The organism is Celeribacter sp. PS-C1, assembly GCF_019429625.1.
Taxonomy (GTDB): Bacteria; Pseudomonadota; Alphaproteobacteria; order Rhodobacterales; family Rhodobacteraceae; genus Celeribacter.
Genome location: NZ_JAHXRW010000004.1, coordinates 246,535 through 269,081, shown reverse-complemented (window position 1 = coordinate 269,081; position 22,547 = coordinate 246,535). Strand labels below are relative to the sequence as shown.

22 protein-coding genes, 1 tRNA gene and 1 pseudogene are annotated in these 22,547 nt (G+C 58.3%); 7 read left to right on the top strand and 17 right to left on the bottom strand.

Going from position 1 to position 22,547, the window contains the following annotated elements:
• Positions 1–70 precede the first annotated feature (70 nt).
• Positions 71–160: transfer RNA gene (locus J5Y17_RS08090), tRNA-Ser, on the top strand.
• 305 nt (positions 161–465) lie between these two features.
• Here the strand turns inward: J5Y17_RS08090 and J5Y17_RS08085 are convergent.
• The 11 genes from J5Y17_RS08085 to atpD are packed head-to-tail and all read right to left on the bottom strand — an operon-like array spanning position 466 to position 9,387.
• A complete protein-coding gene (locus tag J5Y17_RS08085; RefSeq protein WP_219784726.1) occupies positions 466–1,845 on the bottom strand; it encodes an MBL fold metallo-hydrolase RNA specificity domain-containing protein in 1,380 nt (459 codons plus the stop codon).
• 11 nt (positions 1,846–1,856) lie between these two features.
• The gene (locus J5Y17_RS08080; protein WP_219784725.1) at positions 1,857–2,831 is read right to left on the bottom strand and encodes an LOG family protein; all 975 of its coding nucleotides are present in this window, start codon (positions 2,829–2,831) and stop codon (positions 1,857–1,859) included.
• Between the two features lie 29 nt (positions 2,832–2,860).
• A complete protein-coding gene (locus J5Y17_RS08075; protein ID WP_219784724.1) occupies positions 2,861–3,712 on the bottom strand; it encodes a F0F1 ATP synthase subunit gamma in 852 nt (283 codons plus the stop codon).
• The gene (locus J5Y17_RS08070) at positions 3,709–5,241 is read right to left on the bottom strand and encodes a F0F1 ATP synthase subunit alpha (protein WP_219784723.1); all 1,533 of its coding nucleotides are present in this window, start codon (positions 5,239–5,241) and stop codon (positions 3,709–3,711) included. Before J5Y17_RS08070 ends, J5Y17_RS08075 begins: the two co-directional genes overlap by 4 nt.
• A complete protein-coding gene (locus J5Y17_RS08065) occupies positions 5,234–5,968 on the bottom strand; it encodes a F0F1 ATP synthase subunit delta (RefSeq protein WP_219784722.1) in 735 nt (244 codons plus the stop codon). The genes J5Y17_RS08070 and J5Y17_RS08065 overlap by 8 nt, the downstream gene beginning before the upstream one ends.
• Positions 5,969–5,981: 13 nt before the next feature.
• Positions 5,982–6,230, bottom strand: a complete 249-nt coding sequence (locus J5Y17_RS08060) for a F0F1 ATP synthase subunit C (protein ID WP_090059553.1) — start codon at positions 6,228–6,230, stop codon at positions 5,982–5,984.
• Entirely contained in the window at positions 6,227–6,934 is a 708-nt protein-coding gene (locus J5Y17_RS08055) for a F0F1 ATP synthase subunit A (protein ID WP_370628897.1), read from the bottom strand. Before J5Y17_RS08055 ends, J5Y17_RS08060 begins: the two co-directional genes overlap by 4 nt.
• On the bottom strand, positions 6,931–7,203 hold the full coding sequence (locus tag J5Y17_RS08050) for an ATP synthase subunit I (protein ID WP_219784720.1): 273 nt from the start codon (positions 7,201–7,203) through the stop codon (positions 6,931–6,933). Before J5Y17_RS08050 ends, J5Y17_RS08055 begins: the two co-directional genes overlap by 4 nt.
• Positions 7,200–7,484: an AtpZ/AtpI family protein gene (locus tag J5Y17_RS08045; protein WP_219784719.1), complete on the bottom strand. Its 285-nt coding sequence runs from the start codon at positions 7,482–7,484 to the stop codon at positions 7,200–7,202. Before J5Y17_RS08045 ends, J5Y17_RS08050 begins: the two co-directional genes overlap by 4 nt.
• Positions 7,481–7,963, bottom strand: a complete 483-nt coding sequence (locus J5Y17_RS08040; protein WP_219784718.1) for a F0F1 ATP synthase subunit epsilon — start codon at positions 7,961–7,963, stop codon at positions 7,481–7,483. Before J5Y17_RS08040 ends, J5Y17_RS08045 begins: the two co-directional genes overlap by 4 nt.
• Entirely contained in the window at positions 7,960–9,387 is a 1,428-nt protein-coding gene (gene atpD / locus J5Y17_RS08035; protein ID WP_370628896.1) for a F0F1 ATP synthase subunit beta, read from the bottom strand. Before atpD ends, J5Y17_RS08040 begins: the two co-directional genes overlap by 4 nt.
• Positions 9,388–9,611: 224 nt before the next feature.
• Here atpD and ppsA point away from each other — a divergent pair, with 224 nt between their 5' ends.
• The 4 genes from ppsA to J5Y17_RS08015 all read left to right on the top strand — a co-directional run bounded on the left by ppsA (position 9,612) and on the right by J5Y17_RS08015 (position 13,564).
• Complete coding sequence (ppsA, locus tag J5Y17_RS08030) at positions 9,612–12,008, top strand: phosphoenolpyruvate synthase (RefSeq protein WP_219784717.1); 2,397 nt, start codon at positions 9,612–9,614, stop codon at positions 12,006–12,008.
• A 15-nt stretch (positions 12,009–12,023) separates the two neighbouring features.
• On the top strand, positions 12,024–12,194 hold the full coding sequence (locus tag J5Y17_RS08025) for a hypothetical protein (protein WP_219784716.1): 171 nt from the start codon (positions 12,024–12,026) through the stop codon (positions 12,192–12,194).
• Positions 12,195–12,629: 435 nt separating this feature from the next.
• Positions 12,630–13,229: a rhodanese-like domain-containing protein gene (locus J5Y17_RS08020; protein WP_219784715.1), complete on the top strand. Its 600-nt coding sequence runs from the start codon at positions 12,630–12,632 to the stop codon at positions 13,227–13,229.
• A 92-nt stretch (positions 13,230–13,321) separates the two neighbouring features.
• Positions 13,322–13,564 (top strand): hypothetical protein, encoded by a 243-nt coding sequence (locus J5Y17_RS08015; protein ID WP_219784714.1) that lies wholly within the window; start codon positions 13,322–13,324, stop codon positions 13,562–13,564.
• Between the two features lie 246 nt (positions 13,565–13,810).
• On the opposite strand, the gene J5Y17_RS08010 is transcribed toward J5Y17_RS08015, so the two are convergent.
• The 6 genes and pseudogenes from J5Y17_RS08010 to J5Y17_RS07990 all read right to left on the bottom strand — a co-directional run bounded on the left by J5Y17_RS08010 (position 13,811) and on the right by J5Y17_RS07990 (position 19,189).
• The gene (locus J5Y17_RS08010) at positions 13,811–15,235 is read right to left on the bottom strand and encodes an aminotransferase class V-fold PLP-dependent enzyme (RefSeq protein WP_219784713.1); all 1,425 of its coding nucleotides are present in this window, start codon (positions 15,233–15,235) and stop codon (positions 13,811–13,813) included.
• 6 nt (positions 15,236–15,241) lie between these two features.
• Positions 15,242–15,577, bottom strand: a complete 336-nt coding sequence (locus tag J5Y17_RS19185; protein WP_255571975.1) for a glutaredoxin domain-containing protein — start codon at positions 15,575–15,577, stop codon at positions 15,242–15,244.
• Positions 15,578–15,697: 120 nt separating this feature from the next.
• Positions 15,698–16,750 (bottom strand): annotated as a pseudogene (locus J5Y17_RS08005) (PLP-dependent cysteine synthase family protein); the annotation flags it as partial.
• 32 nt (positions 16,751–16,782) lie between these two features.
• Complete coding sequence (locus tag J5Y17_RS08000; protein ID WP_219784711.1) at positions 16,783–17,355, bottom strand: OsmC family protein; 573 nt, start codon at positions 17,353–17,355, stop codon at positions 16,783–16,785.
• 12 nt (positions 17,356–17,367) lie between these two features.
• A complete protein-coding gene (locus J5Y17_RS07995; RefSeq protein ID WP_219784710.1) occupies positions 17,368–18,603 on the bottom strand; it encodes an NAD(P)-binding domain-containing protein in 1,236 nt (411 codons plus the stop codon).
• 28 nt (positions 18,604–18,631) lie between these two features.
• Positions 18,632–19,189, bottom strand: coding sequence for an OsmC family protein (locus J5Y17_RS07990; RefSeq protein ID WP_219784709.1), 558 nt, complete (start codon positions 19,187–19,189; stop codon positions 18,632–18,634).
• A 264-nt stretch (positions 19,190–19,453) separates the two neighbouring features.
• On the opposite strand from J5Y17_RS07990, the gene J5Y17_RS07985 reads away from it, so the two are divergent.
• Positions 19,454–21,052 (top strand): winged helix-turn-helix domain-containing protein, encoded by a 1,599-nt coding sequence (locus J5Y17_RS07985; RefSeq protein WP_219784708.1) that lies wholly within the window; start codon positions 19,454–19,456, stop codon positions 21,050–21,052.
• 587 nt (positions 21,053–21,639) lie between these two features.
• Positions 21,640–22,524 (top strand): hypothetical protein, encoded by an 885-nt coding sequence (locus tag J5Y17_RS07980; RefSeq protein WP_370628895.1) that lies wholly within the window; start codon positions 21,640–21,642, stop codon positions 22,522–22,524.
• Positions 22,525–22,547 lie beyond the last annotated feature (23 nt).

The following is a 22,547-nucleotide window of genomic DNA, read 5'->3' as shown; positions in this document are numbered from 1 at the left end:
TTAAAAAACATTCATTTTCTTCCAATCGGGGGGTTGCACCCCCCCCACGATCTCCACTATAGACGCCGGCGGAGAGGTGGCCGAGTGGTCGAAGGCGCACGCCTGGAAAGTGTGTAGGCGGGGAACCGTCTCGAGGGTTCGAATCCCTTCCTCTCCGCCATTACCCTAGTGTAAAATCCCCATGCAAACTTGGCTGTGATTTCCCCGGCTTTTCCGTCGCTTACGAAGCCGTGCCGGGAACTGAGACGTTTTACTTCCTAGAACTGTTTGAATATTTCCCGTCCGCGCAATCGGCTTAACGTGCCGTTTCTCGACCCGTTCTCTGCCAGATGGGAATACTTGTCCTGTCAGGGAAAGACCTTGCCGGGCGTAACGCAAGGAAGCGCCAGAACACTCAACAGTTGGCCAATCCATTTAATCTGACATAACTCCTTTCGTCTCAAAACTGCCTGTGCCTCGCTGATTTCAAAGTTCGTAAGTCGCATGATACCTCGGTGTTTCCACTGTCTTCGGATTGAGACCCTGAGCAAATTTTTGCATCGCTTTCTCTTCCCCGTGGACGAGAAATATCCGCTCTGGGTGTCCTGTACGTGCAAGCCAATGTTTGAGATCGTCTGCATCGGCATGGGCCGAAAAGCCGTTGATTGTATGAATTTTCGCCTTCACCGGTACCAGATCGCCAAAGAGTTTCACCTCTCGGGCCCCATCAATGATGATCCGGGCCAATGTGCCTTCGGCGGCATAACCAACAAAGATCACGCTACAATCCGAGTGCGGAAGGTTATGGCGCAAATGGTGACGCACCCGGCCGCCCGTACACATCCCTGACCCTGCCATAATGACGGCGCCGGAACGAATGCGGTTCAGCCCCATTGATTCTTGGGTCTCCTGAGTGAAATGCAGATCAGGAAGTTTGAAGGGATCGATCCCCTTGTCCATAAGCGCCGCCAGTTCTGGACGCATGGCTTCTTGATGGCGCGCAAAAATGCGTGTCGCGGAAATCGCCATCGGAGAATCGAGAAACACTTTGAGCGATTTACGGATTTCGCCCGACTGCATCCCCTGCCGCAAAAACCACAAAAGCTCCTGCGCCCGTTCCATCGCGAAGGTCGGGATGATCACATTCCCGCCCCGCGCATCGGCTTGTTGAATGGCCTCTAGGAACTCGGTGATTGATGCGTCCAGCGGACGGTGGTTTCGATCACCATAGGTGGTTTCCATCACGACGATATCGGCATCCGACGGCGGATCCGGATCATTCAGAAGCGGGCGGTTGTTGGGACCGATATCCCCCGAGAACAGGATTTTGCGCGTGCGTCCATTTTCCGTCAGAGAGACCAGTATCGAAGACGATCCCAAAATATGTCCCGCATCATAAAATGTCGCGGTAATGCCCGGGAAAAGGTGAATGGCTTGTTTTAACTTCGCCACGCGCCCGAACCGGTCCACGGCATCAAGTGCATCCATCGTGTCGTACAGCGCCTCATGAGGCCCGCCGTGCAAACCGTGGCGATGATGTCGGCGCGCTTCCTCTTCATGAAGATGTGCCGAGTCCATCATCACGAGCCGGGCCAAGTCCTTTGTCGCGGATGTCGCTATGATCTCTCCCCGAAAGCCGCGTTTCACCAGTAAGGGCAGTCGCCCACAATGGTCCAGATGCGCATGGGTCAATAGCACTGCGTCGATCTCGCGCGGCTCAAATCCAAAGTCCGCGGCATTGCTTTCATGCAACTCGCTGCTGCCTTGGAACATCCCGCAATCTATCAAGATCTTTCGCCCGCCGCATTCCAACAAATGGCATGATCCGGTCACCTGATGTGCCGCTCCGTGAAATGACAGTTTCATGGGCTCCTCCTTTAGGAAATTGGGTCAGCAGAGGGGGAGGCGACAAAGAGCTTCCCCGAGCGATCATACCATCTGACGATATCCTCCCAGATTTCTTCAGCGGTTTCGGCAAACCAGAACAGATTGCGATCTTCCGGATCAATGACCCCTTCGTCGACGAGAAAATCAATGTCGAAGACCCGCGACCAATAAGACTTGCCCACCAGAATGACCGGCACGGGCGCAATCTTTCGAGTCTGGATCAGTGTGAGTGTTTCGAACAATTCGTCCAGAGTTCCGAACCCGCCCGGGAACACCACGAGCGCACGAGCCCGCAACAGAAAATGCAATTTGCGCAGGGCGAAATATCGAAATTGCACACAGAGCCCGGGCGTCACATAGGGGTTCGGAAATTGTTCGTGAGGCAGGGTGATATTGAGGCCGATGGACTTGGCGCCCGCGTCATGCGCGCCCCGGTTGGCGGCTTCCATCAGGCCGGGACCGCCACCCGTTACGATCACCAACCGATTGTCCTCTTCGCCGCTATATCGTCCGACAATATTTCCAAAGTCGCGGGCGATATCATAATAGACACTTTTCGCGGCAATGCGCTTGGCGATGCTCAGGCGCTTTTTCAAGTCTTCGTTGTCTGGCTCCGCATCATGTTGCGACGTGAGGGACGCCACGTGGGCTTGCGCGGCCGCAGGTTCTGAGATGCGTGTGCCGCCAAAGACCACGATGGAATGCGCGATGCCATGTTCATGTAAAAGCGTCTCCGCCTTTTGATAGTCCAATTGTAGCCGGGTCCCGCGCATGTCGCCCCGGTTCAGGAAGTTCACGTCCTCATCGGCTTGCCGGTAATTCGGATGAGCCATGATCGCCCGTACCAGATCGGGGGCAAGCCTGTCCTCATCTTCGGATTTCGGGCGACACCACGGCAATTGCGCATCGCGACACAGCTCTGATGCGGGAAAAGGTTTGTGGTCGGTTCCATCTGAACGGGACATGTGACTTCCTTTCTCCGTGTGGGTGAGTGTCAGGCGTCCTGCGTTATGCTGCCTGTGGCGAGCTCGACGATTTCTTCGGTGATCTCCTGTTGGCGCAGTCGGCGCGATGCGGCGACAAGTGTTTCAAGCGAGGCGACCACATTGTCATGCGCCGCAATCATCGCCCGCATCCGTGCTTCGTTTTCGGCGGCAAAGGACAACATGACCGCCTCACTCACTTCCGCGAAGAGATATTCCTCGACCAAACGTTCCAAAAGCTGTTCCGGTGGCAGGGTCAAACGCGGCGGGACCAATGTGTCCGCGATCGTAAAACGGCCATAGTCAAAGGGCACCAACCGGCTCACCTTCATTTCGATCTGCCCCGCTTCGCCCGGTTCAGAATGTATGATCGACACGTGGGACACATCGCCTTTGGCAAGGCGTGCATAGATTGCATCAGTAATCCGAGTGGCAAGCCCGGAGGTCTCTGCCGGATGCGCAATCATCGAGGCAGACCAACTGACGTCGCGGCCGTGTTCGGCGCTTATCTCAAGGCCGCGGCCTCCGATCAGCAAAAGCTCATATGCGCCCTCGAACGCCGGAGCTGCCGCGGCAAACACTGCCTCACTAAAGGCGCCTGCAAACCCCTGTTCGGCGGTCAAAAGCACGACCACATGGCGCGTCTCTTCGGTGTCATTTGGCGGTTTGTCATGAAGCGGCACGAAACTCAGGGCATGACCAATGGCATCCCCAATCGTGGTGGCATAGGTGCGGATGCTTCGTGTATGCGCGTGCGCTTCCTGAACCCGGGCGGCGGCAATGCCGCGCATGGCGGCGATCACGGCTTCCAATTTGTGAACCGTTTCAATGCGGGCGGCAACATCGGAGTAGGCGGCACTCATCGAGCACCGCCTTTCTGTCCCGCAATCTCATGGACAAGTCCTGTCACAACCGCCACCAAGGCGGACCGCGCCTCATCCGGCAAAGTGCCCTCACAGGTGACCCTTTGAACGGCCACTTTCGCCCGTTCATCCAAGGCCGAGGGCAAGCGGCGGCGCAACTCAGGGATATCTTTCGGCTCACAGTCGTCAAGCGCTCCGTCCGCGAGGGCAGCCAACAGGGCCACCTGATCGACAAGGCGTAACCCCGCATAGCGCGGTTGGGTCAAAAGCGTTCTGATCCGTTCGCCTCGGGCAATTTGCTTTGTCACGCGCGGATTGGAAATGCCGCCGAAACGGGTGAACATTTCCAACTCCAGAAACTGCGCAAACGCGAGCCTGACGCGCCCCGAAACGGCGCGCAAAGCCTTTTTCTGTGCCTTGCCGCCGACACGGCTGACCGAGAGACCCACATCGACCGCTGGCCGCTGATTGGCGGCGAACAAATGAGAACTGAGCACGATCTGTCCATCGGTGATCGAAATGAGGTTGGTCGGGATATAGGCAGACAGATTGCCGCCATCTGTCTCCGCGATCGGGAGAGCGGTCAAAGATCCGCCCCCCAATTCCTTGGACAGTTTTGCCGCCCGCTCCAGAAGACGCGCATGCAGGTAGAAAATGTCCCCCGGATAAGCTTCCCGGCCCGGCGGTTCGCGGGTGAGCAAAGCCAGTTCACGGTGCGTCATCGCATGTTGGGTAAGGTCGTCGAATACGATCAGGGCGTTCTGTCCCTTGTCGCGAAAGTATTCGGCCATGGTCATCCCGGCAAAAGGGGCAATCCATTGCAGCCCCGGCGCCGACGCCGCCCCGCCGACCACAAAGAGACAGCGCGCGATGTTGCCATGTTCGCGCACCGCCGCCACGACCCGTTCGACGGCCGTCGCCCGTTGTCCCACGGCGACATAGACACAGATCACATCCGTGTCCTTTTGATTGATGATCGCATCGACCGCGAGGGCAGTTTTACCCGTCGCTCGGTCTCCCACAATCAATTCGCGTTGTCCCCGTCCAAGCGCGAAGAGACTGTCGACAACCAATGTCCCGGTTTCCAAAGGTTCAGAGACAAGATCGCGCTCGATAATCGAGGGCGCGGGCCGCTCGATCGGGTGGCGTTCTTCGGTATGGGGCGCAGGACCTCCATCAAGGGGGCGCCCCAAAGGATCAACGATGCGTCCCAACAACGCCTCGCCCACGGGCACACGCAGCACCTCACCTGTGTCGATAACCTTTTGCCCGGCCTCGACGCCTGTTGCATCATCTAAAAGTACGACATCGATGTCATCGCGCCCCAACCCATGCGCAAAACCGTAGCCGCCGCTTTCGAACCGAAACAAGGCACCAAGCGTCGCATCCGGCAGACCTGTCACTCGGGCGATTCCATCGGCCACCCGCTCGACACGCCCCACCACTTCGGTCTCCGGAGCCAGCCCGGTGCGCGCCAGTTTTCGGCGTCTCTCGTCGAGCCAATTGGCAAAAACAGGATGATCAGTCATCGGCGGTTAACTCCGCTTTGATCCGTTCAAGATCAGCCCGAAGATGGTTGCGCAGGATGGCGTGATCTGCATCGATTTCGAGACCGGCCAAAAGATCTGGATCGGTGCTCATGCTGATCTCTACGTCGCGCCCCAAAACCTCGGAGAGCCGCGCCTTGATCCGTGCCGCCTCATGCGCGCTCAGCTTCCGTGCGGCTCGCAGTGGGATCGGGCCGTTTACGCCGATCCCGTCGCGGGTGACGTCCGGCAAGTCGGCAATTGACTGGATCAAACCCTCAGTAAACCCCTCGATACGGGCTTCGTCCGGCAGGCGTGTCATCAATCGACCGGCAATGTCCGCGGCCAAGATCGTTGCCTGATGTTTCATCTCCGCATCTGCCGCTGCGCGCCGCTTCGCGATGTCTTCTTCTGCCGCGGCACGCACTTTCTCGGCATCTTGGCGGGCCAATTCAAGTTGATGCTGCATCGCCTTTTCCGCGGCATCATGGCTGTGCTTGAGCACCTTCGCCCGATCCTGGATCAGGCGCGCGGCCTCTCGTCGTGCCTCAGCCAATGCGGTTTCGGCGTCAGAACGCGCCTGTTGTGCGGCATCCAGATCGGCCTGTGCAGCAGCCTGCCGCTTGGCGATGATTTGAGACACCGGGCGAAACAGGAACCGCGCCAAAATCCAGATCAAGACAAGCGCATTGATGGTCTGAAGCCCCAAGGTCCACCAATCAATGGTCATGGCTGTGTGCCTTTCAGACGAAGGGGTTCGCGAAAAGCACCAGCAGGGCAATCACCAAGGTGTAGATCGCCATGGTTTCAATCATGGCGAGGCCGACGAAGAGCGTCCGGCTGAGCGTTCCAGCCGCCTCGGGTTGCCGGGCGATTGCGTCCATGGCTGCGGCCACGGCACGCCCCTCGGCCAAAGCTGGCCCTATGGCGCCAAAACTGACCGCAATGGCAGCTGCCAGTATCGAGACGATTTCAATGAGATTTCCGGTCATGGTGTCATGTCCTCCTTATTCTTTGGATCGCTGTCCTTCCTCGGTTGCTCCCCGACAGCGGCGCCGATGAACACCGTGGCAAGCACCGCAAAAATATAGGCCTGCACTGCGCCGGTCAGCAAGTCGAGCGCCATCAACGGAATTGGCACGAACAGCCCCGCCAGCGACAAGACGATGCCGACCACGAAAACGCCGCTCATCACATTGCCGAAAAGACGCACGATGAGTGAAAAGGTCCGGGTGATCTGTTCGATCAGATTGAGCGGGATCATCACCCAGCTCGGTTCGGCAAAGGTCGCTAGATAGCCGCGCAACCCTCGCCCGGAAATGCCATAGGCGATGGTGGCGATGAATACGACCAAGGCCAGTGCCGCGTCGGTTTCGAGATGCGCGGTTGGCGGTTCGATGCCGGGGATCAGAGAGGACCAGTTGGCAATCAGAACAAACAAAAAGATCGTCCCAATCAGCGCACGGTAAGGGGCTGGATCGCGGTTCATCGTGTCCCGCACCTGTCCGTCGATGGTCGTGACGAAACCTTCCAAAACCGTTTGCATTTTGCCGGGGTGCAATTTGAGATGGCGCGTTGCCAACAGAGAAAACAGTGCAAGAGCAACCATGATGGCCCAAGTCACCGCTACGGGTGCGGTGATCGGCACGGGACCCAGATGAAAGAGCGGATCAAGAGTGAGCGGGTTATCCATCACGCCTCCATTTTGGCTCGACGCAGGACCAGAGTGCGGGCGAGGAGGAGCCCGACAAGCGTCGCGAAAAGCGGTACGGCGCCTTGGCGCGCCATAAGGATCAAAGCAACGGCCAGGACGGCCAATCTCAGCACTTGCAATCCTATCGCGCGCCAGACCGGACCGTCAGCGAGGTAGAGCGCGGTGACGCGTTTGAGGCTGGCGAAATGGATCAGCCCCAAGACGAAGCCGACGACGATCCCAAGCGCAAAGAGTGAAACAGAAAAGCTCATTGATGATGCATCCACTTCCAGGCTGCGTGAAACCCGATCGCCGCGCCGATGAAAATCGCGGGGGCTGTAAAGAAGATGCCGGTTTCCAGATGCCGATCCGCGAAACGCCCCAGAACGATGCCCAAAAGCATCGGTGTGACGATGGCCCAGCCAAGAATGCCGATTTGTCCCAACCGCGCCCCCAAGGACGGCTCCGGGTCGTCGTGGCCCAACCGGGCTCGATCAACGGCTTGAAGGGCGGCATCTTCGACTTCGTCTTTTACGGCATGCGGCTGTGTCATTTGTCCTTGCCTTCAAGTGACTGGGCGATCGCGGGGGGATGGTCGAATGCGGACGAGGTTTGAGGTTGCAGAAAGCGCATCAGTTGCCGCACCGCGGCCGTATGAAGCCGCATCTGCTCGACCCGGGCGCGACGGTCTGCCTCGGCCTCGTCGCCGCGGGTCTGTTGGATATCCGCCCGAAGCCCCTGCAAATCAGAGCCCAAAACGCCCTCTCGACAGGCCACGGCCACGTGCGCTCCTTCCGTGACTGTCATCAGTCCGGCGCGGATCGCGCAAAATCCTTGCTGACCGGCTTGGTCGCGCCACATGATTACGGAGGCGGGCAGGGCAGTCAGAAAATCAGTGTGGCCGGGCAAGATGCCAAAGCTTCCGCTTTCATCTTCGGCACGGATTGAGGATACGGCATCCATGTCCAGCAATACTTTCATTGGTGTCGTTACCGTCAGATGAAGTCCTTTGCTGATACTGCCTTCGCTCATGCCGCCTTCTGCCCTTTGCGGGCAGCCTCCTCTTTGGCGCGGGCCTCCTCGAACGAACCGACCATGTAGAGCGAGGCCTCGTCCCATGTGTCGGTCTCACCCTCAAGTATGGCTTTGCATCCGGCGATTGTGTCCTTGATCTCAACGCTGCGCCCCTCGATGCCCGTGAACCCTTCGGTCACGGCAAAGGGCTGTGTCAGGAAGCGTTGCAAACGGCGCGCGCGTTCGACCATGCGGCGCTCCTCGCTGCCAAGTTCCTCCATTCCCAAGAGCGAAATCACATCTTGGAGTTCGCGGTAGTGTTCGATGGCTTCGCGCACACGGTTTGCGACCGAGACGTGCTCCTCCCCCATGATTTGCGGATCCAAAAGGATCGAGGAGGAGGCAATCGGATCAATCGCGGGATACATGCCGTCGGCTGCCATGGTGCGTGACAGAACGACTGTGGAGTCGACATGGCTTGCAATCGCCATCACCGCCGGATCGGTAAAATCGTCAGCGGGCACATAGACGGCCTCAATTGCCGTGACAGCGGCGTCTTTGACCGAGGCGATCCGCTCCTGCAGCTGTGCCACTTCCGTGGCCAGGGTCGGCTGATAGCCCACGCGACTTGGAAGACGCCCCAAAAGGCCTGAAACTTCGGCCCCAGCCTGAACAAAGCGGAAAACATTGTCCATCAGCAGAAGCACGTTCTTGTGTTCTTCGTCACGAAAATATTCGGAAATGGCCAGCGCGGTCATCGGCACTCGCCACCGCGCGCCCGGCGGTTCGTTCATCTGGCCGTAGATCAAAACGGTCCGGTCCAGAACGCCCGCCTCGGTCATATCCAACAGCATCTCGTGACCTTCACGCGAACGTTCGCCAACACCGGAAAATACGGAAATGCCGTTATACTCTGAGGCCATCGCATGGATCAGCTCCATCACCAAAACGGTTTTCCCGACGCCCGCGCCGCCGAACATCGCCGCTTTGCCGCCTTGGGCCAGAGGCGCAAGCAGGTCGATAACCTTGATCCCTGTGCGGAACACTTCAGAGACCGCCCCTTGCGCCTGAAGAGGCGGCGGGGCTCGATGGATGGGGCGAAGTGGAATGTCATCTGGGAGGGGAGCTTTATTGTCGCCAGGCACCCCACCGACATCGAGAAGGCGCCCCAGAACATCGGCGCCGACAGGCACTTTGATCGGTCCGCCCATGTCCTGCACTGGCACTCCGCGGGCAAGTCCGTTGGTGCTTTGTAAAGCAATCGCGCGCACCGTGGTGCCGTCCAGCTGGGCCTGAACCTCCAACACTAAGGTGCCTTGATCCGGTCGGTCGATTTCGAGGGCAGTGTTGATCGCGGGGAGGGAACCCGAGGGGAACGCAACATCCACAACTGCCCCGCGGACAGCCACGACAATTCCGAAATGAGTTGGTCCCTGTGCCACCTTCGTAGCTCCGGTTTCGATAGCCTCAGCTTATTGACCGGAAGGGGATCTGTATAGGATCCATGTCAAAATGCGCCGGATTTCCATCATCCTTCTTTGAAATGTCCCATCAGTCTTGTCCGCCCTGCAGAGCGGAAAAAACAGACTTGCGCCCACATTGACCCGGATCATTGCGCATTTTTGGGCTTTCGATACCTTCAATCATGGGAGAGAGGAGAATGGACATGGATCAAAGCAACCGTGACACCGGCCAATCACTGATTTGGCTTGAGCATTTGAAACGGGAGGATGTTGCCAAGGTCGGAGGGAAAAACTCCTCTCTCGGCGAGATGCTTCAATCTCTGACAGCCGCGGGTATTCGTGTGCCGCCGGGGTTCGCGACAACCTCTGGGGCTTATCGCAAATATCTGGAAGCCAATGATTTTGGCAGGGGAATGAAAGAGGAACTGGAGAAGCTGTCCGACGGTCGAGCGACCTTGGCAGAGGCGGGGGCTGCGATCCGAACGATCATCCGTTCCGGTGTCTGGCCCGCTGAGATTGAGGCCGACATCCGCGAGGCTTACCGCGCATTGGGGAAACGTGTCGGGCGGGAAAATCCGTCGGTGGCTGTGCGGTCGTCCGCGACGGCAGAGGATCTTCCGGATGCAAGTTTCGCGGGTCAACAGGAGACGTTTTTGAATGTCGTCGGAGAGGAGGCCCTGCTGACCGCCTGCCGTAAATGTTACGCCTCTCTCTTTACCGATCGGGCGATCACTTACCGCGAACTGAAAGGCTTCGATCATCTGGAGGTGGCCTTGTCGATCGGTGTTCAGCAGATGGTGCGCTCTGACATTGGCGGATCGGGCGTCATGTTCTCTCTCGATACTGAGAGCGGTTTCGACAAGGTCGTGTTGATCAACGCAGCTTGGGGTTTGGGAGAAAACGTCGTGCAGGGCGCGGTGAGCCCCGATGAGTATCAGGTGTACAAACCCTTCCTGAACCGACCCGAAACCACGCCCATCATCCACAAGGCGCTGGGCGCCAAAGAGATTAAGATGATTTATGGCGCCGATGACACCGTTGCCACACGCAATGTGCCCACATCGAAATCCGAGCGGGAACAGATCGTTCTGACAGATGCGGAGATCTTGGAACTGGCGCGCGCTGCGGTGTCAATTGAAACCCATTACGGCTGCCCGATGGACATGGAATGGGCGCGCGATGGGGAAGACGGGCTTTTGTACATCGTACAGGCCCGGCCTGAGACCGTGCAATCGCATGCCAACTCCGGCGCGATGAAATCCTACACGCTGGAAAATCGAGGTGAGGTCCTCGCCAAAGGCCTCAGTGTCGGAGCCGCAGTGGCCAGTGGTGAAGTTTGCATCATCGAGACGGCGGAACACATCGACCGCTTCGTCGATGGCGCAGTTCTGGTGACCTCGACCACGGACCCTGATTGGGTGCCGATCATGAAACGCGCCTCCGCGATCGTAACGGATCACGGGGGCCGGACCTCGCACGCGGCGATCATCAGCCGCGAGCTTGGCGTGCCTGCCATTGTCGGTACGGGCAATGCCACGAAAGTCCTGCATGATCATCAGATGGTCACGGTGTCCTGTGCCGAGGGGGAAGACGGCCTGATCTATGCCGGCAAGGCGGATGTGACAGTGCAGGAGGTCCCTTTGGACGACGTGCCTGTGACAAGGACCAAAGTGATGCTCAACCTTGCCAACCCGTCTGCCGCGATGCGGTGGTGGCGGCTGCCGACGGATGGCGTGGGACTTGCCCGGATGGAGTTCGTCGTGAGCAACGAGGTGAAAGTTCATCCGCTGGCTCTGACGCGCCATGACCAACTTGACGTAGAAGATCAAAAGGCGGTCGATGCGCTGACCAAAAGTTACGCGGATCGTCGGGATTATTTCGTCGATAAACTGTCTATGGGGCTGGCTCGGATCGCGGCGGTCTATTACCCGAACCCGACAATCATCCGGATGAGCGATTTCAAGACCAACGAATACGCTGATCTGATGGGCGGGCGGATGTTTGAACCCGAAGAAGCGAACCCGATGATCGGCTTCCGTGGTGCCTCGCGCTACTATTCGGACGGCTATAAAGATGGGTTTGCCTTGGAGTGCCGCGCCATCAAGAAGCTGCGCGAAGAGAAAGGCTTCGACAATGTGATCGTGATGATCCCCTTCTGCCGCACTTTGGACGAGGCGGACCGCGTCCTCGAGATCATGGCGGAGAATGGGCTCAAGCGCGGAGAGGGCGGCCTTCAAGTCTATGTCATGTGCGAGATACCTTCGAATGTGATCAGCGCCGAAGCCTTTGCCGAGCGCTTTGACGGCTTTTCAATCGGGTCGAACGACCTGACACAGCTGACCTTGGGGATCGACCGGGATTCCGAAGCGCTTGCTCCGCAATTCAACGAACGTGATCCGGCAGTGATGTGGATGATCGAAACGGTGATCGCCAAAGCCCACGCTGCGGGGCGCAAGGTGGGACTGTGCGGTCAGGCCCCCAGCAATGACCCGGATTTCGCCCGCTTGCTGGTGAAAGCTGGGATCGACACGATTTCGGTCACGCCCGACAGTTACCTTGCCGTCAAGGAGAACGTGGCGGGAGCCGAAGGCGTTTTGTAGCCTAGCGGAACCTCAATGCTGGTTTCCTCACTGCGCCGCGCCGACGGAATGCGGCCGAGCCGTTGGCAGTGGCATTTCGATCAGAGTTTTCAGGCGTTCTCCGCCGCGAACGCCTCGCTCTATAACCTTTTCAAATCGAACCTTGCCGCAGCTCTCGCAGAGTGGCGCGGTCTCTGCGCGGCATAAGGGGCAGCTATGCGGTCCATGCCCGGACTAGTTCGAATTCGTCTGGTAGCACCATTCAGCGGAATATGGCCTAGTTCCCAATATGCGATCAATCGCGTGTCTGCCTCAGGTGCAGGCATGAGGCGTCTCATCGTTTAGCCAGCATATGAGGAGCAACACTTTGATTTCTCGCACATGCTCATTTTTTATCAAGCATCTTGCTGTTCCATTTTAAAGCCGATCAATGGCATTCATGGTTGTGGCCTGAGCGTGAAATAGGGGGGGGCGGAGGATGGAAACCTTGCTCAAAACTCACGATTCTGTTACATTACCTAGCGTAAGTCTCTTGGCCTAAGACGCTTTCAATCACATCTTTGCATCCCTTTCGGACAGCGGGCACTCGTGTGCGTGGTGTGTTTTAGAGTCGTGAGTGCCCGCTGAAATGGAGACAAAGCTATGGCTTGCTCTACTGCCGCTGTCAGCGCAACGCTCGGGCTTATTGCTGGCTTTCTTGCATATCCCGTACTCGCCGACGACACTCAGAATATCCCTGACACGAAACGCACCAAAGCGGCGCTTTACCTGACGGCTTCTGAGGCATTCGAAGTTTTGAAAAACGACGACGTTCTCTTGATTGACGTTCGTAGTCGTCCGGAAGTTTCTTTTGTTGGCATTCCTGAAAGGGTGAATGTTCATATCCCTTTGATGGTGATGCCAGAGACGGCTCATTACGATCCAGAGAAGCGCAGCTATGATCTGGAGCCGAACCCTTCGTTTGAGTTCGACTTTCTTGATTATGCCGAGACACTTGACCTGCCGGATGATGCGCCAATCGTCATCATCTGTCGCTCCGGCTCTCGAAGCGCGAAAGCCGCCAACATCATCTATGAGCTTGGCTATACACAGGTTTATTCCGTCATTGACGGCTTTGAAGGTGACAAAGCGAAAGATGGCATTGAACGCGGACACCGCGCGGTGAACGGTTGGAAAAATGCGGGTCTCGATTGGAGTTATTCGATCGCGCCGGAGCAAGTCTATCCGAGCGATTTGAAGTAATCGCAAATTGCGAAGCACTCAGGTCCGGTCAAAAAGCATGCAAAAGCATATCGCCTGCCTCTGCGGGGCAAGATCAAGGAAGGAGCGTCGAAATGACAATTGTTCAGAGAACCATCTCAACCTTAACAGTCTCCGCCTTCGGTGTGCTCTTGTCATTTGCCGCATCTGAAGCCCGCTCACAAACGCCCTGCGAGGACGCTTTGAATAAAGTTTGGAGCGTTGAGGACGCAACAAGCTTTGAGGCGATTGAAAGCCAGATTTCTGTTTTGAAAATCAATGCCGAAGGCGGGACGCCGATGGATTTCAAAAACTTCCCGAATGAGGACGGCTGTTGAGAAGGGGGCCGAAGAAACGGACTTTTTTGAGCCCGCTACTATGAAGGACTGAGATTTACTTCGTTGTCGTCGTCCGCTCACTTCCATCTACAACCCGTTCAACTCGGAGCGAAGCCTCACCTCAAGACTAAGCTACAAAGTAAACCACGCCGCCGCTCTCGCCGAGTGGCACTGTTTCTGCGAGGCATAAGGGACAGCTTTGCTGTCTATGAAGAGACAGGGTTGAATTCGACAGATAGCATCTGTTTACGCGTGCGCGTCTGCCGTAACGATCTGCCATGCTGTGGCAATTTCATTCGCCAAAGAACTGGTGTGACGCGTTTCCGTGTCTTTTGAAATGATCGAGAGTCTCAGGATCGTCCGGCCTTTCCAACGTGCGGTTCTGACGAAACTGCGCTGGCGTTCATTCAACTGTGTGCTGAGTGCGGGAATGAGACGGTCTTCGAGGTTTTGGTCTTCGCAGCCGACGATGATTTGGTTGAGTGTGACTTCATTTAAGACAGAGAGGCCGTCGATCTGTTCGATACGCGAGGCGAGATTTTTTGCCGCCGCGCAATGGCGCTCGACGAGGTCTTCGATACCCTGTCGTCCCAAATGTCTCAGGACAGCCCATGCCGCAAACCCTTTTGCGCGTCTGGACAGCTCGGGCACATAGGCCGATGGGCTGCGTCCGTCATTTTCGCCACTATTGAGGTAGCCGGCATTCATGCTCATCGCGCGGCGATGTGCGTCCGGGTGCCGCACAATGGCAAAACCTGACGCATAGGGGATCTGAAGCCATTTATGTCCATCCACGGACCAGCTGTCGCCAAGTTCGGCCCCGTCAGTCAGATGTTGATGAGCGGTAGAGGCCCGTGCCCAAAGCCCGAATGCGCCATCGACATGCATCCAGGCATCATGCGTGCGGGCAATGTTTGCGATCTCCGCGAGCGGCTCAAACCCGCCCGAGTTGATATGCCCCGCCTGTGCGATGACGATTTTCGGGCCAACATGTTCCTCCATCGCCCGCGCCAGGTCACCTGCGCGCATAAGCCCAGCAGCATTTGACGGTAGCTTGTGGATGTTGACTTCGCCGAAGCCAAGCTGGCGCAGAGCCGCGTAATTGGCGACATGGGCATCGTCGCTCAAGTAGATGCGGACCAGTGGCGCCCCCTGCAATCCATTGGTTGCGTAGTCGTGGCCATGCCGCCGGAGGACCTCATCTCGTGCGGCGGCGAGGCCAACAAAAGTTGCCATTGTCGCCCCGTTGACCAACCCGACGGAACTTGCTCGGGGGAGATCAAGAAGGTCCAGAAGCCAGCTCGCCACTGCTTCTTCCGCGACGGCTGCCGCAGGCGAGGACTGATAAATAGCCGCATTCTGGCCCCAGGTGCTGGTCAACCAATCTGCCGCCACGCCGACCGGGTCGGAGCCGCCGATCACCCAGGCAAAGAAATTGGGGTCAGTGCTGCCGACCAGTCCGGGTTCCGCCGCTGCGATCAGGTCTTCGATCACGGTAGCGGCAGGCTCCCCGTGCTCGCTGAGAGGCAGACAGAAACTTTCTCTAAGCTGAGATGGTGTCACCGTCGGGTCAATCGGACGCTGGCGCGTGCGATAGGCCTGACAATAGCGGGAAGTTCGTACGAGGAGATCGTCCGAAGCATGGTCTGCGGGGCGGCGCGGCATATTCATGATGACTCACCTCGGGTACATCCAGCTCGGCAGGTAGCCGTAGGGATCGGTTGTTTTGGAAGCGTCAAAGGGAACACCGGCGGCGGCAAGGCGCTCGGTCATCGAACCGTCCTTAAAGCCATCGAAGGTATCCGTTGCGCCGCCGACATGTTCTCCGCCGACAAAGATTTGTGGGATTGTTGGTGCTCCGGCTTTGACGCCAAGGGCTGCACGCAACTCGCCACCAAGATTGTCTTTCTGCATCACGGCAGCGTCGAGTTCCACGGCGTGGTAGGGGATGCCGGCGGCGGCAAAGAGTTTGCGCACGGACCAGCTAAACTCGCACCATTCAAGTACGAACATGACGACCGGATGCTCCGCGACGATGTCATCGACCATCGCGGCCGCTTCTGGTTTGCACGACGGAGCGGGCGCTGCTGCGGCGGGTGCAGGAGCGGGGGCGGCGACATCAAAGCGAGCACCCGGCGTGGAGCGCGAAATCTCAAGTTCCTCCTCGCTCATGTCTTCGCCAACCTCATCAAAGAGGACGGTGGTCATATAGCGTTCGCCGGTGTCGGGAAGCATTGCGAGGATCTTGGACCCGGCAGGCGCGGTTTCAGCGACCTGCAAGGCGGCGGCAAAAGTTGCACCGGAGCTAATGCCGCAGAAGATCCCTTCTTTCGCGGCCAGATCACGGGCAGCCTGCAAGGCGGCGTTGCCTGAAACAGGTTGATACTGGTCGACGGCCCCCGCCATGACGGCATCTTCGGCAAGCTTCGCAATGAAATCCGGCGACCAGCCCTGCATGAGATGCGGGCGAAACGACGGATGGCTTGCGGGGCGCCCCTCTGCGTCACGAACCTGCGCGATCCCGCTTTGAAGCATCGGGACATTGTCAGGTTCGGCCACTATGATCCTTGTGTGCGGACATTCGGCGCGGAGCACGCGGCTCACGCCCTTCAAGGTCCCGCCGGTGCCAAACCCGCTCACCCAGATATCGGGGCCTGTGCCGCCGAAAGCGTCGACAATTTCGCGCGCCGTGGTACGGGAATGCATGTCCGCATTGGCTTCGTTTTCGAATTGACGGGCAAGGAACCAGCCATGTTCACGCGCCAGTTCTTCGGCCTTTGCCAGCATGCCGGTGCCTTTCTGAGCCGCAGGGGTCAGCACCACTTTGGCGCCGAGAAACCGCATCAGCTTGCGCCGTTCGACGCTAAAGCTTTCCGCCATTGTGACGACGAGCGGGTAGCCCTTGGCCGCGCAGACCAGAGCAAGGCCGATCCCGGTATTGCCCGAGGTCGCCTCGACGATCGTCTGGCCGGGTTTCAACTCTCCGCTCGCCTCTGCGGCCTCAATGGCGGCAAGAGCAAAACGATCCTTGATTGACCCTCCGGGATTAAAGGCTTCGACCTTAACGAAAAGATCGACGTGATCGGGGCCAAGCCGGTTGATGCGGATGATCGGGGTGTCGCCGATGGTATCGAGGATAGAAGCTTTCGGCTGGGCGATCTCGCGGGAAATTGTGGTGCTATGCATGGTCTTGGTATCCTTTGTGCGTTTGGAAAGCGTCACGTGGCCGAAACCTGTTCCGACGCGGGAGCGGTGAGGTGAACTTCATGTTGGACGACTTGGGCGTCGCGAAGCGCGAGGAACCAGGGGTCCATCGCGAGGGCGCGTTCGACCAGGTCATCAACGGCGGCAGGATCATCGCCGGTGTCGATTTCGATCCGAATGCGCGACATGAGCGGCGCCGCGGTGCGCGGGCTTAGTCCCATGAGCGCAGCATCATCGAAGTCGCATTCGATGGTGACCTCGAGCGAACGGAAGACGAACCCTTCGCGGGCGGCCAGCATTTTGACGCCCATTCCGACGCAGCCGACGACGGCGGCGCGGGCAAAGAAGCCGGGGCTGGGTCCAGCGGCATCACCGCCCATCCCGCGCCCCAAGTCGAGCATGGCTTCGAATTTGCCCTGGGTGACATGACAGGCGAGACCTTCTTCGATCCGTCCGGTGGTCACCAATGTGCTGCAAGCGGCCTCAAGGTCCTGAGACATCCTGTCGATAACAGCGTTCTGTGCATCGCGGATCACCTGATCCCGCTTCGGGGGCTCTTGGGATTTGATCTTTGAGAGAGTCGTCATGGAAGTCTCCTATCAGGCCGCCGAGCGACCGCGTTGAATGAGAATGTGATCGGCAAGCGTTGCGGCATCGTGACCGACACCGTCGATCAGCGCGGAATTGCGGCGGCGCATGAACGGGAGGCCGAGAATATAGAGGCCCGGTGCGACAATGCCTCGGTCGTGCATGAGCGCGCCCTTACGATCAAAGACCGGCAGGTTGAGCCAGCTGTAGTCGGGCCGAAAGCCTGTCGCCCAGAGGATCGTTTTGATCCGTCCGTCCGACAGCGGCATCATCAGACGCGAGGGGCTTGGGACTGGTGTGCTCGCAAAGCGTTCGATGGCGCCGATGTTTGGCACCGCGTTGTCCTCCGCCCACAGGTCGAGCGCGTCGAGCAGGCGGTTCATCTTCAGATCAGACAGGGCACAGTGATTGGCAAGCGCGCCGGAGAAAAGCGCCATACCATCGCGAACGCCGCCGAGCCGACCGACGATCTCGACGCCAGCGTCGGACAGGGAGGCGAGGTCACAGAACTGACGGTCGTGAGAGCCGATCAGTTGCAGCGACGGGACGCTCCGGGCGCGATTGACATCGTCGACCTCGTCGATTGGGGTCGCGTGAATGCCTCCGGCCTCCATCCACCATTGAATGTCACGACCGCGGTAATGCCGCGGCATCCGGATGTGCTCTCCGGTGGAGAGGATCACATCATGACCCGCCGCACGGATCTCAGCGGCAAGCTGGACGCCAGTCGCAGAGGCGCCGACAACGAGAACACCGCCGTCTGCCAATTGGCCGGGGTTGCGATACGCGAGCGAGGTGATCTGGTCGATTTCCTTGGAAATATCGCCTGAGAGCGCAGGAACAGAGGCTATGTTGCAGGCGCCCGTGGCGAGGATAAGTGTTTCGCAACGCCAGGTGCCACGGTCGGTTTCCACGAGATAGCCGCTGCCGGAGGGTGAGACAGCACGAACTTTGGTGTGCTCTTCGACAGGCGCCTTGCTCGCCTCGGCATAGGTTTCGAGATAACGAACGACCTCGGGCATGGACATGAAACCGTCCGGGTCGGGGCCGTCATAGGCAAAGCCGGGCAGCCGACTTTGCCAGTTGGGGGTGAGGAGCCGCAGGCTGTCCCAGCGTTCGTGGCTCCACGAATTTGCTACCTTGCCACGTTCCAGAATGACGTGACGGATGCCACGGTCCGACAAGCAGCGGCTCATCGCGAGACCGGCCTGACCGGCGCCGATGATGAGAGTTCCGATATGTTTCATTGGATTGCCTCCTGTCGGACCGGGCGGATCAGGCGACCGTCACATTGACGTTCGTCGGGTTGGTGAGGATATCGAACACGGCGGAGCGCTTTTGCGACTGGGCGACCAGCGCACGGATTTCGTCTTCGGTTGCGTCGGCGTCGATCTCAAAGGTCACGCGAATGTCCGAGAAGCCATTGCGGATATCGCCGTCCATACCAAGGATGCCGCGCACGTCGATGTCGCCTTCCACCATAGCACGCATCTTGTGCAATTGGATGCCGCGATGTTGGGCGACGGCGGCAACACCGCCGGTGAGGCAGCTGGCAAGGGCTGCGAGCACGATTTCCGGCGGGGTCGGAGCACGGTCGGCGGCGGCGAAAACCGCGGGGTGATCACTTTCGATGCGGAAAGTCTGTTTGCGCTCGTGGTTCTCACCGAGGCCAAAGTAGCCGTTGATCAGGTTAACGTTGTTGGTGCCTTCGTTCCACTCGCAGGTGCTGCGGAATTTGAAGGCGGCCGCTTCGGGCATTTGTTCGAATGCGCCGCGTGCGCCGATGAGGGCTTCGGTGTCGACGCCGTTTGAAACTGTGGTGGTGGTTTGCATTGGATGTCCTTCCTGATGGATTTTTTTGATGGGTGTTTGGTTGGGTTGGGTAAGTTGTGACGGCGATCCCGCCACTTTGTGCTGGTGCCGAACCTCGCGAATTGGCCCGTGATTCTGCACGGTGCGCTGAGCGTCGTTCGTCGGGTTTTGAGGTCTTTCTCCCTTGTTGTGATCTCGGTGTGTGTTCCGATGACCTAGCAATAGCTGGAGAATTCTCTTGTCGTCTTGAGGATGGCGTGGGTATTTTATGAGGATACTTGGGGTTTGGCTGGTGGTGACGAGGTGCACTACGCTTTCGATGACTTCGTATTGGATCTCGACCGTGGCGAGTTGCGCCACGGCGAAGAAGCCGTGTCGATGGAACCCATGGCTTACGCGGTCCTCGGTCATCTTGTGCAGAACGCCGAGCGGCTGGTCGCAAGGGATGAGCTTATCGAAAAGGTCTGGGAAGGGCGTTTCATTTCGGATGCCGCCGTCTCAACCGTCATCAAATCCCTGCGCCGTGCGCTTGGCGACGATGGCAAACAGCAGCGCTACATTCGAACCGTGCACGGGCGAGGATTTCGATTTGGGACGGAGGTGCGGGTTATCCCGACGACTCGCACGACGTTGGTCAGCGTCGAGGAACACGAGGTGGAGGGGCCGTCAGAGACGGCTGGGCCTGTTGATCGCAAACCGACGCTTGCGGTGCTGCCCTTCGATCTGATCGGTATATCCGAAGCCTTTGGCACCATCGCAGATGCGATCCCCGGTGAACTGATTTCGACGCTCTCCCGCCTGCGCTGGCTCTCGGTCATCGCGCGTGGGTCGAGTTTCCGTTTTCGACCGCCTGCACAAGATATCGACACGATCCGTGCTGCGCTTGGTGTCACCTATGTCCTGTCGGGCGAAGTGGAACTGCTCGGCCGCTCCTTAGGCATCGCGGTGGAGCTTGTGGATGCCGAGACCGCTCAAGTGGTCTGGGGGGATCGGCTGTCGGGTAAAATCGACGATGTTCATGAAATTCGGGAGAGGATCGTAGCGCTTGTTGTCTCGGCCTTGGAGCTGCATGTGCCCCAGCACGAGGCCCAGTTGGCGCATCTCCGCTCACCTTCGGACTTGGACGCTTGGTCTCTTTATCATCTGGGCCTGCAGCACGCTTACCGTTTTAACAAAGCAGACAATGCCACTGCCGCCGATTATTTTCGGCGCGCGACCGAGCTTGACCCGCATTTCGCCCGCGCCCACGCGGCCCGGTCTTTCGTTAGCTTTCAGGACGCTTTCCTGCGCTATAGCAATGATCGGCCAAAATCCATCGAGGATGCCCAGAGGCACGCGGAGCGCAGCCTTGAACTTGATCCTCTGGATCCTTTCGCCAATTTCACCTTTGGTCGCGCCAACTGGCTACGCGGAGATCCTTTGGCGGGACAGTCCTGGCTCGAGCGGTCGGTCAGCCTGAGCCCCAGCTTTGCACAGGGGTTCTATGCTCATGTGTGGGCGGACATCATGGCCGGAGATGGAGGGCAGGCGCTGGGCAATCTCAAACGGTCGGTCACGCTGAGCCCGCTTGATCCGTTCCGGTATGCGATGCTCAGCGCAAAGGGGATCGCGCATTTTCATCAAGATAATATGGAAGAGGGCGCCTATTGGGCCGAGCAGGGCGCCCGCACACCCGGCGCACACTATCTGATCAGCGCCTTTGCCGCGGCGATCCATCAGGTAGCGGGACATGAGGAGAAAGCCCTTTACTGGGCCAGTGAGACCCGGGCGCGCAGAAGCGATGCGACGATCGACGCTTTCTTCAAGGCCTTTCCAATCAAAAACCCGCGCAAGTACCAGGAATTGCATGGCGCTCTGAAATCTTTGGGATTTCCTCAGAGGTAGTGGCAAGGGCGGCGGAGATAGAGGCATTCGATTGAGCAGGTCAGCCAGTTTCTTTGCCTTCTGCCATAACCAAACGCGCCCCGAGATCATTCGCCTAGCCTTTTGCTCTAAGTGCTGTTCCGGCTTTCGCTTCGAAATGTCGAGGATCTTATGCACAAGCTGCGTGTAGATGTGAGCAATAAAACCGTTCAATCTTGTTGGAACAGATGTGGTCCGGTGCTCAGATGCTTCTTTTTCGCTACATGCGAAGTTTGAAGCAATTCTCCGTCGGACACGCTTCCATTTCCAAACTGTCCAACTCATAATTGCTTCATTTAAAGATCAAGCATCAGACGAAACTGTGATGCCGCTGTCACCGCTTGCGGCGGACCCTGCGCGGCAGAGAGGACCCCCCCCGCCAAACCTTGGGGAAGAGTAACTTCTCTAGCAACTCCCTTTTACCGAGAACCGAAGCAGGTGCGCCGCAAGAATAGACTAAAAGGTCAATTTCCGCGTCTTAGAGCTATCGGAACCAGACATGACGCGGTAAATGAAAGTCCGACAGTCCCGCAAAGACACAAGACATTCATTGACGTAGGAAAATATTCGTGTCCGAGAGCCTCGCATACGCCGAACTGATCGCTGTTCTCGTCGCCGTGACGGATAATGAACCGCGTGTCATGACGATTGATGCCGGTGAGGCCTTGCCGTCCGGGCCATTTGAGACCAGCCATCGCACGCTGCAAAGTGGTCTGCGCGCCTGGGTGGAAAGCCAGACCGGGCACCCCGTCGGATATCTGGAGCAACTCTATACCTTTGCGGATCGTGACAGGGCGCTTGATGCTGGGACCGGTGCCGCGCAAACGCGACATATTTCGATTGGCTATCTGGGTCTTGTGCGCGAACAGGTGACGCTTGGGGCAGGGCGCCCGGAGTGGCGCAGCTGGTATGAATATTTCCCTTGGGAAGACCACCGGGACGGCCGTCCTGATCTGTTGACGGGTCTCTCTGAGCGGCTTTTGGACTGGGCTGGCGATCACGAGGTCCGTAGGCAGAGGGTCGACTTTCTTTTCGGGCTCAATGGTCAGCTCTGGAACGAAGATCTGGTCTTGCAGCGCTATGAGCTGATCTATGAGGCCGAGCTTGAGAAGGAGGCGGGGTTTGGCCGTCAAATGGCGAGCGATCATCGGCGTATTCTGGCCACCGGGATCACGCGGCTCAGGGCCAAGATCAAATACTATCCGGTGGTCTTCGAGTTGATGCCCGATAGCTTTACGCTCTTGGATCTTCAGCGGATGACCGAGGCCTTGGCGGGGGTGAGACTGCATAAATCGAACTTCCGTCGGCAGGTCGATCAGCAGAACCTGATCGAGGAAACCGGCGAGATGTCGAGTGAGACGGGCGGGCGGCCTGCCAAGCTGTTCCGCTACCGGCCCGCCGTCGTCGAAGCGAGCAGCCTTTCGGGCGCGCGCCTTCCATATTCACGGCACTGACTGTCATGGTCTTGACATAAACT

What these genes read in the sequence shown, in the direction of transcription:
- J5Y17_RS08050 (WP_219784720.1), bottom strand. Translation starts at nt 7,203, where the DNA reads ATGAGCTTTTCTGTTTCACTCTTTGCGCTTGGGATCGTCGTCGGCTTC.
- J5Y17_RS08025 (WP_219784716.1), top strand. Translation starts at nt 12,024, where the DNA reads ATGCTGGTTTCCTCACTGCGCCGCGCCGACGGAATGCGGCCGAGCCGT.
- J5Y17_RS08070 (WP_219784723.1), bottom strand. Translation starts at nt 5,241, where the DNA reads ATGACTGATCATCCTGTTTTTGCCAATTGGCTCGACGAGAGACGCCGA.
- J5Y17_RS08000 (WP_219784711.1), bottom strand. Translation starts at nt 17,355, where the DNA reads ATGACGACTCTCTCAAAGATCAAATCCCAAGAGCCCCCGAAGCGGGAT.
- J5Y17_RS08065 (WP_219784722.1), bottom strand. Translation starts at nt 5,968, where the DNA reads ATGACCATTGATTGGTGGACCTTGGGGCTTCAGACCATCAATGCGCTT.
- J5Y17_RS08085 (WP_219784726.1), bottom strand. Translation starts at nt 1,845, where the DNA reads ATGAAACTGTCATTTCACGGAGCGGCACATCAGGTGACCGGATCATGC.
- J5Y17_RS08010 (WP_219784713.1), bottom strand. Translation starts at nt 15,235, where the DNA reads ATGAATATGCCGCGCCGCCCCGCAGACCATGCTTCGGACGATCTCCTC.
- J5Y17_RS08060 (WP_090059553.1), bottom strand. Translation starts at nt 6,230, where the DNA reads ATGACCGGAAATCTCATTGAAATCGTCTCGATACTGGCAGCTGCCATT.
- J5Y17_RS19185 (WP_255571975.1), bottom strand. Translation starts at nt 15,577, where the DNA reads ATGTTCGTACTTGAATGGTGCGAGTTTAGCTGGTCCGTGCGCAAACTC.
- J5Y17_RS07995 (WP_219784710.1), bottom strand. Translation starts at nt 18,603, where the DNA reads ATGAAACATATCGGAACTCTCATCATCGGCGCCGGTCAGGCCGGTCTC.
- J5Y17_RS08015 (WP_219784714.1), top strand. Translation starts at nt 13,322, where the DNA reads ATGACAATTGTTCAGAGAACCATCTCAACCTTAACAGTCTCCGCCTTC.
- J5Y17_RS07990 (WP_219784709.1), bottom strand. Translation starts at nt 19,189, where the DNA reads ATGCAAACCACCACCACAGTTTCAAACGGCGTCGACACCGAAGCCCTC.
- ppsA (WP_219784717.1), top strand. Translation starts at nt 9,612, where the DNA reads ATGGATCAAAGCAACCGTGACACCGGCCAATCACTGATTTGGCTTGAG.
- J5Y17_RS08080 (WP_219784725.1), bottom strand. Translation starts at nt 2,831, where the DNA reads ATGTCCCGTTCAGATGGAACCGACCACAAACCTTTTCCCGCATCAGAG.
- J5Y17_RS08020 (WP_219784715.1), top strand. Translation starts at nt 12,630, where the DNA reads ATGGCTTGCTCTACTGCCGCTGTCAGCGCAACGCTCGGGCTTATTGCT.
- J5Y17_RS08045 (WP_219784719.1), bottom strand. Translation starts at nt 7,484, where the DNA reads ATGACACAGCCGCATGCCGTAAAAGACGAAGTCGAAGATGCCGCCCTT.
- J5Y17_RS08075 (WP_219784724.1), bottom strand. Translation starts at nt 3,712, where the DNA reads ATGAGTGCCGCCTACTCCGATGTTGCCGCCCGCATTGAAACGGTTCAC.
- J5Y17_RS08040 (WP_219784718.1), bottom strand. Translation starts at nt 7,963, where the DNA reads ATGAGCGAAGGCAGTATCAGCAAAGGACTTCATCTGACGGTAACGACA.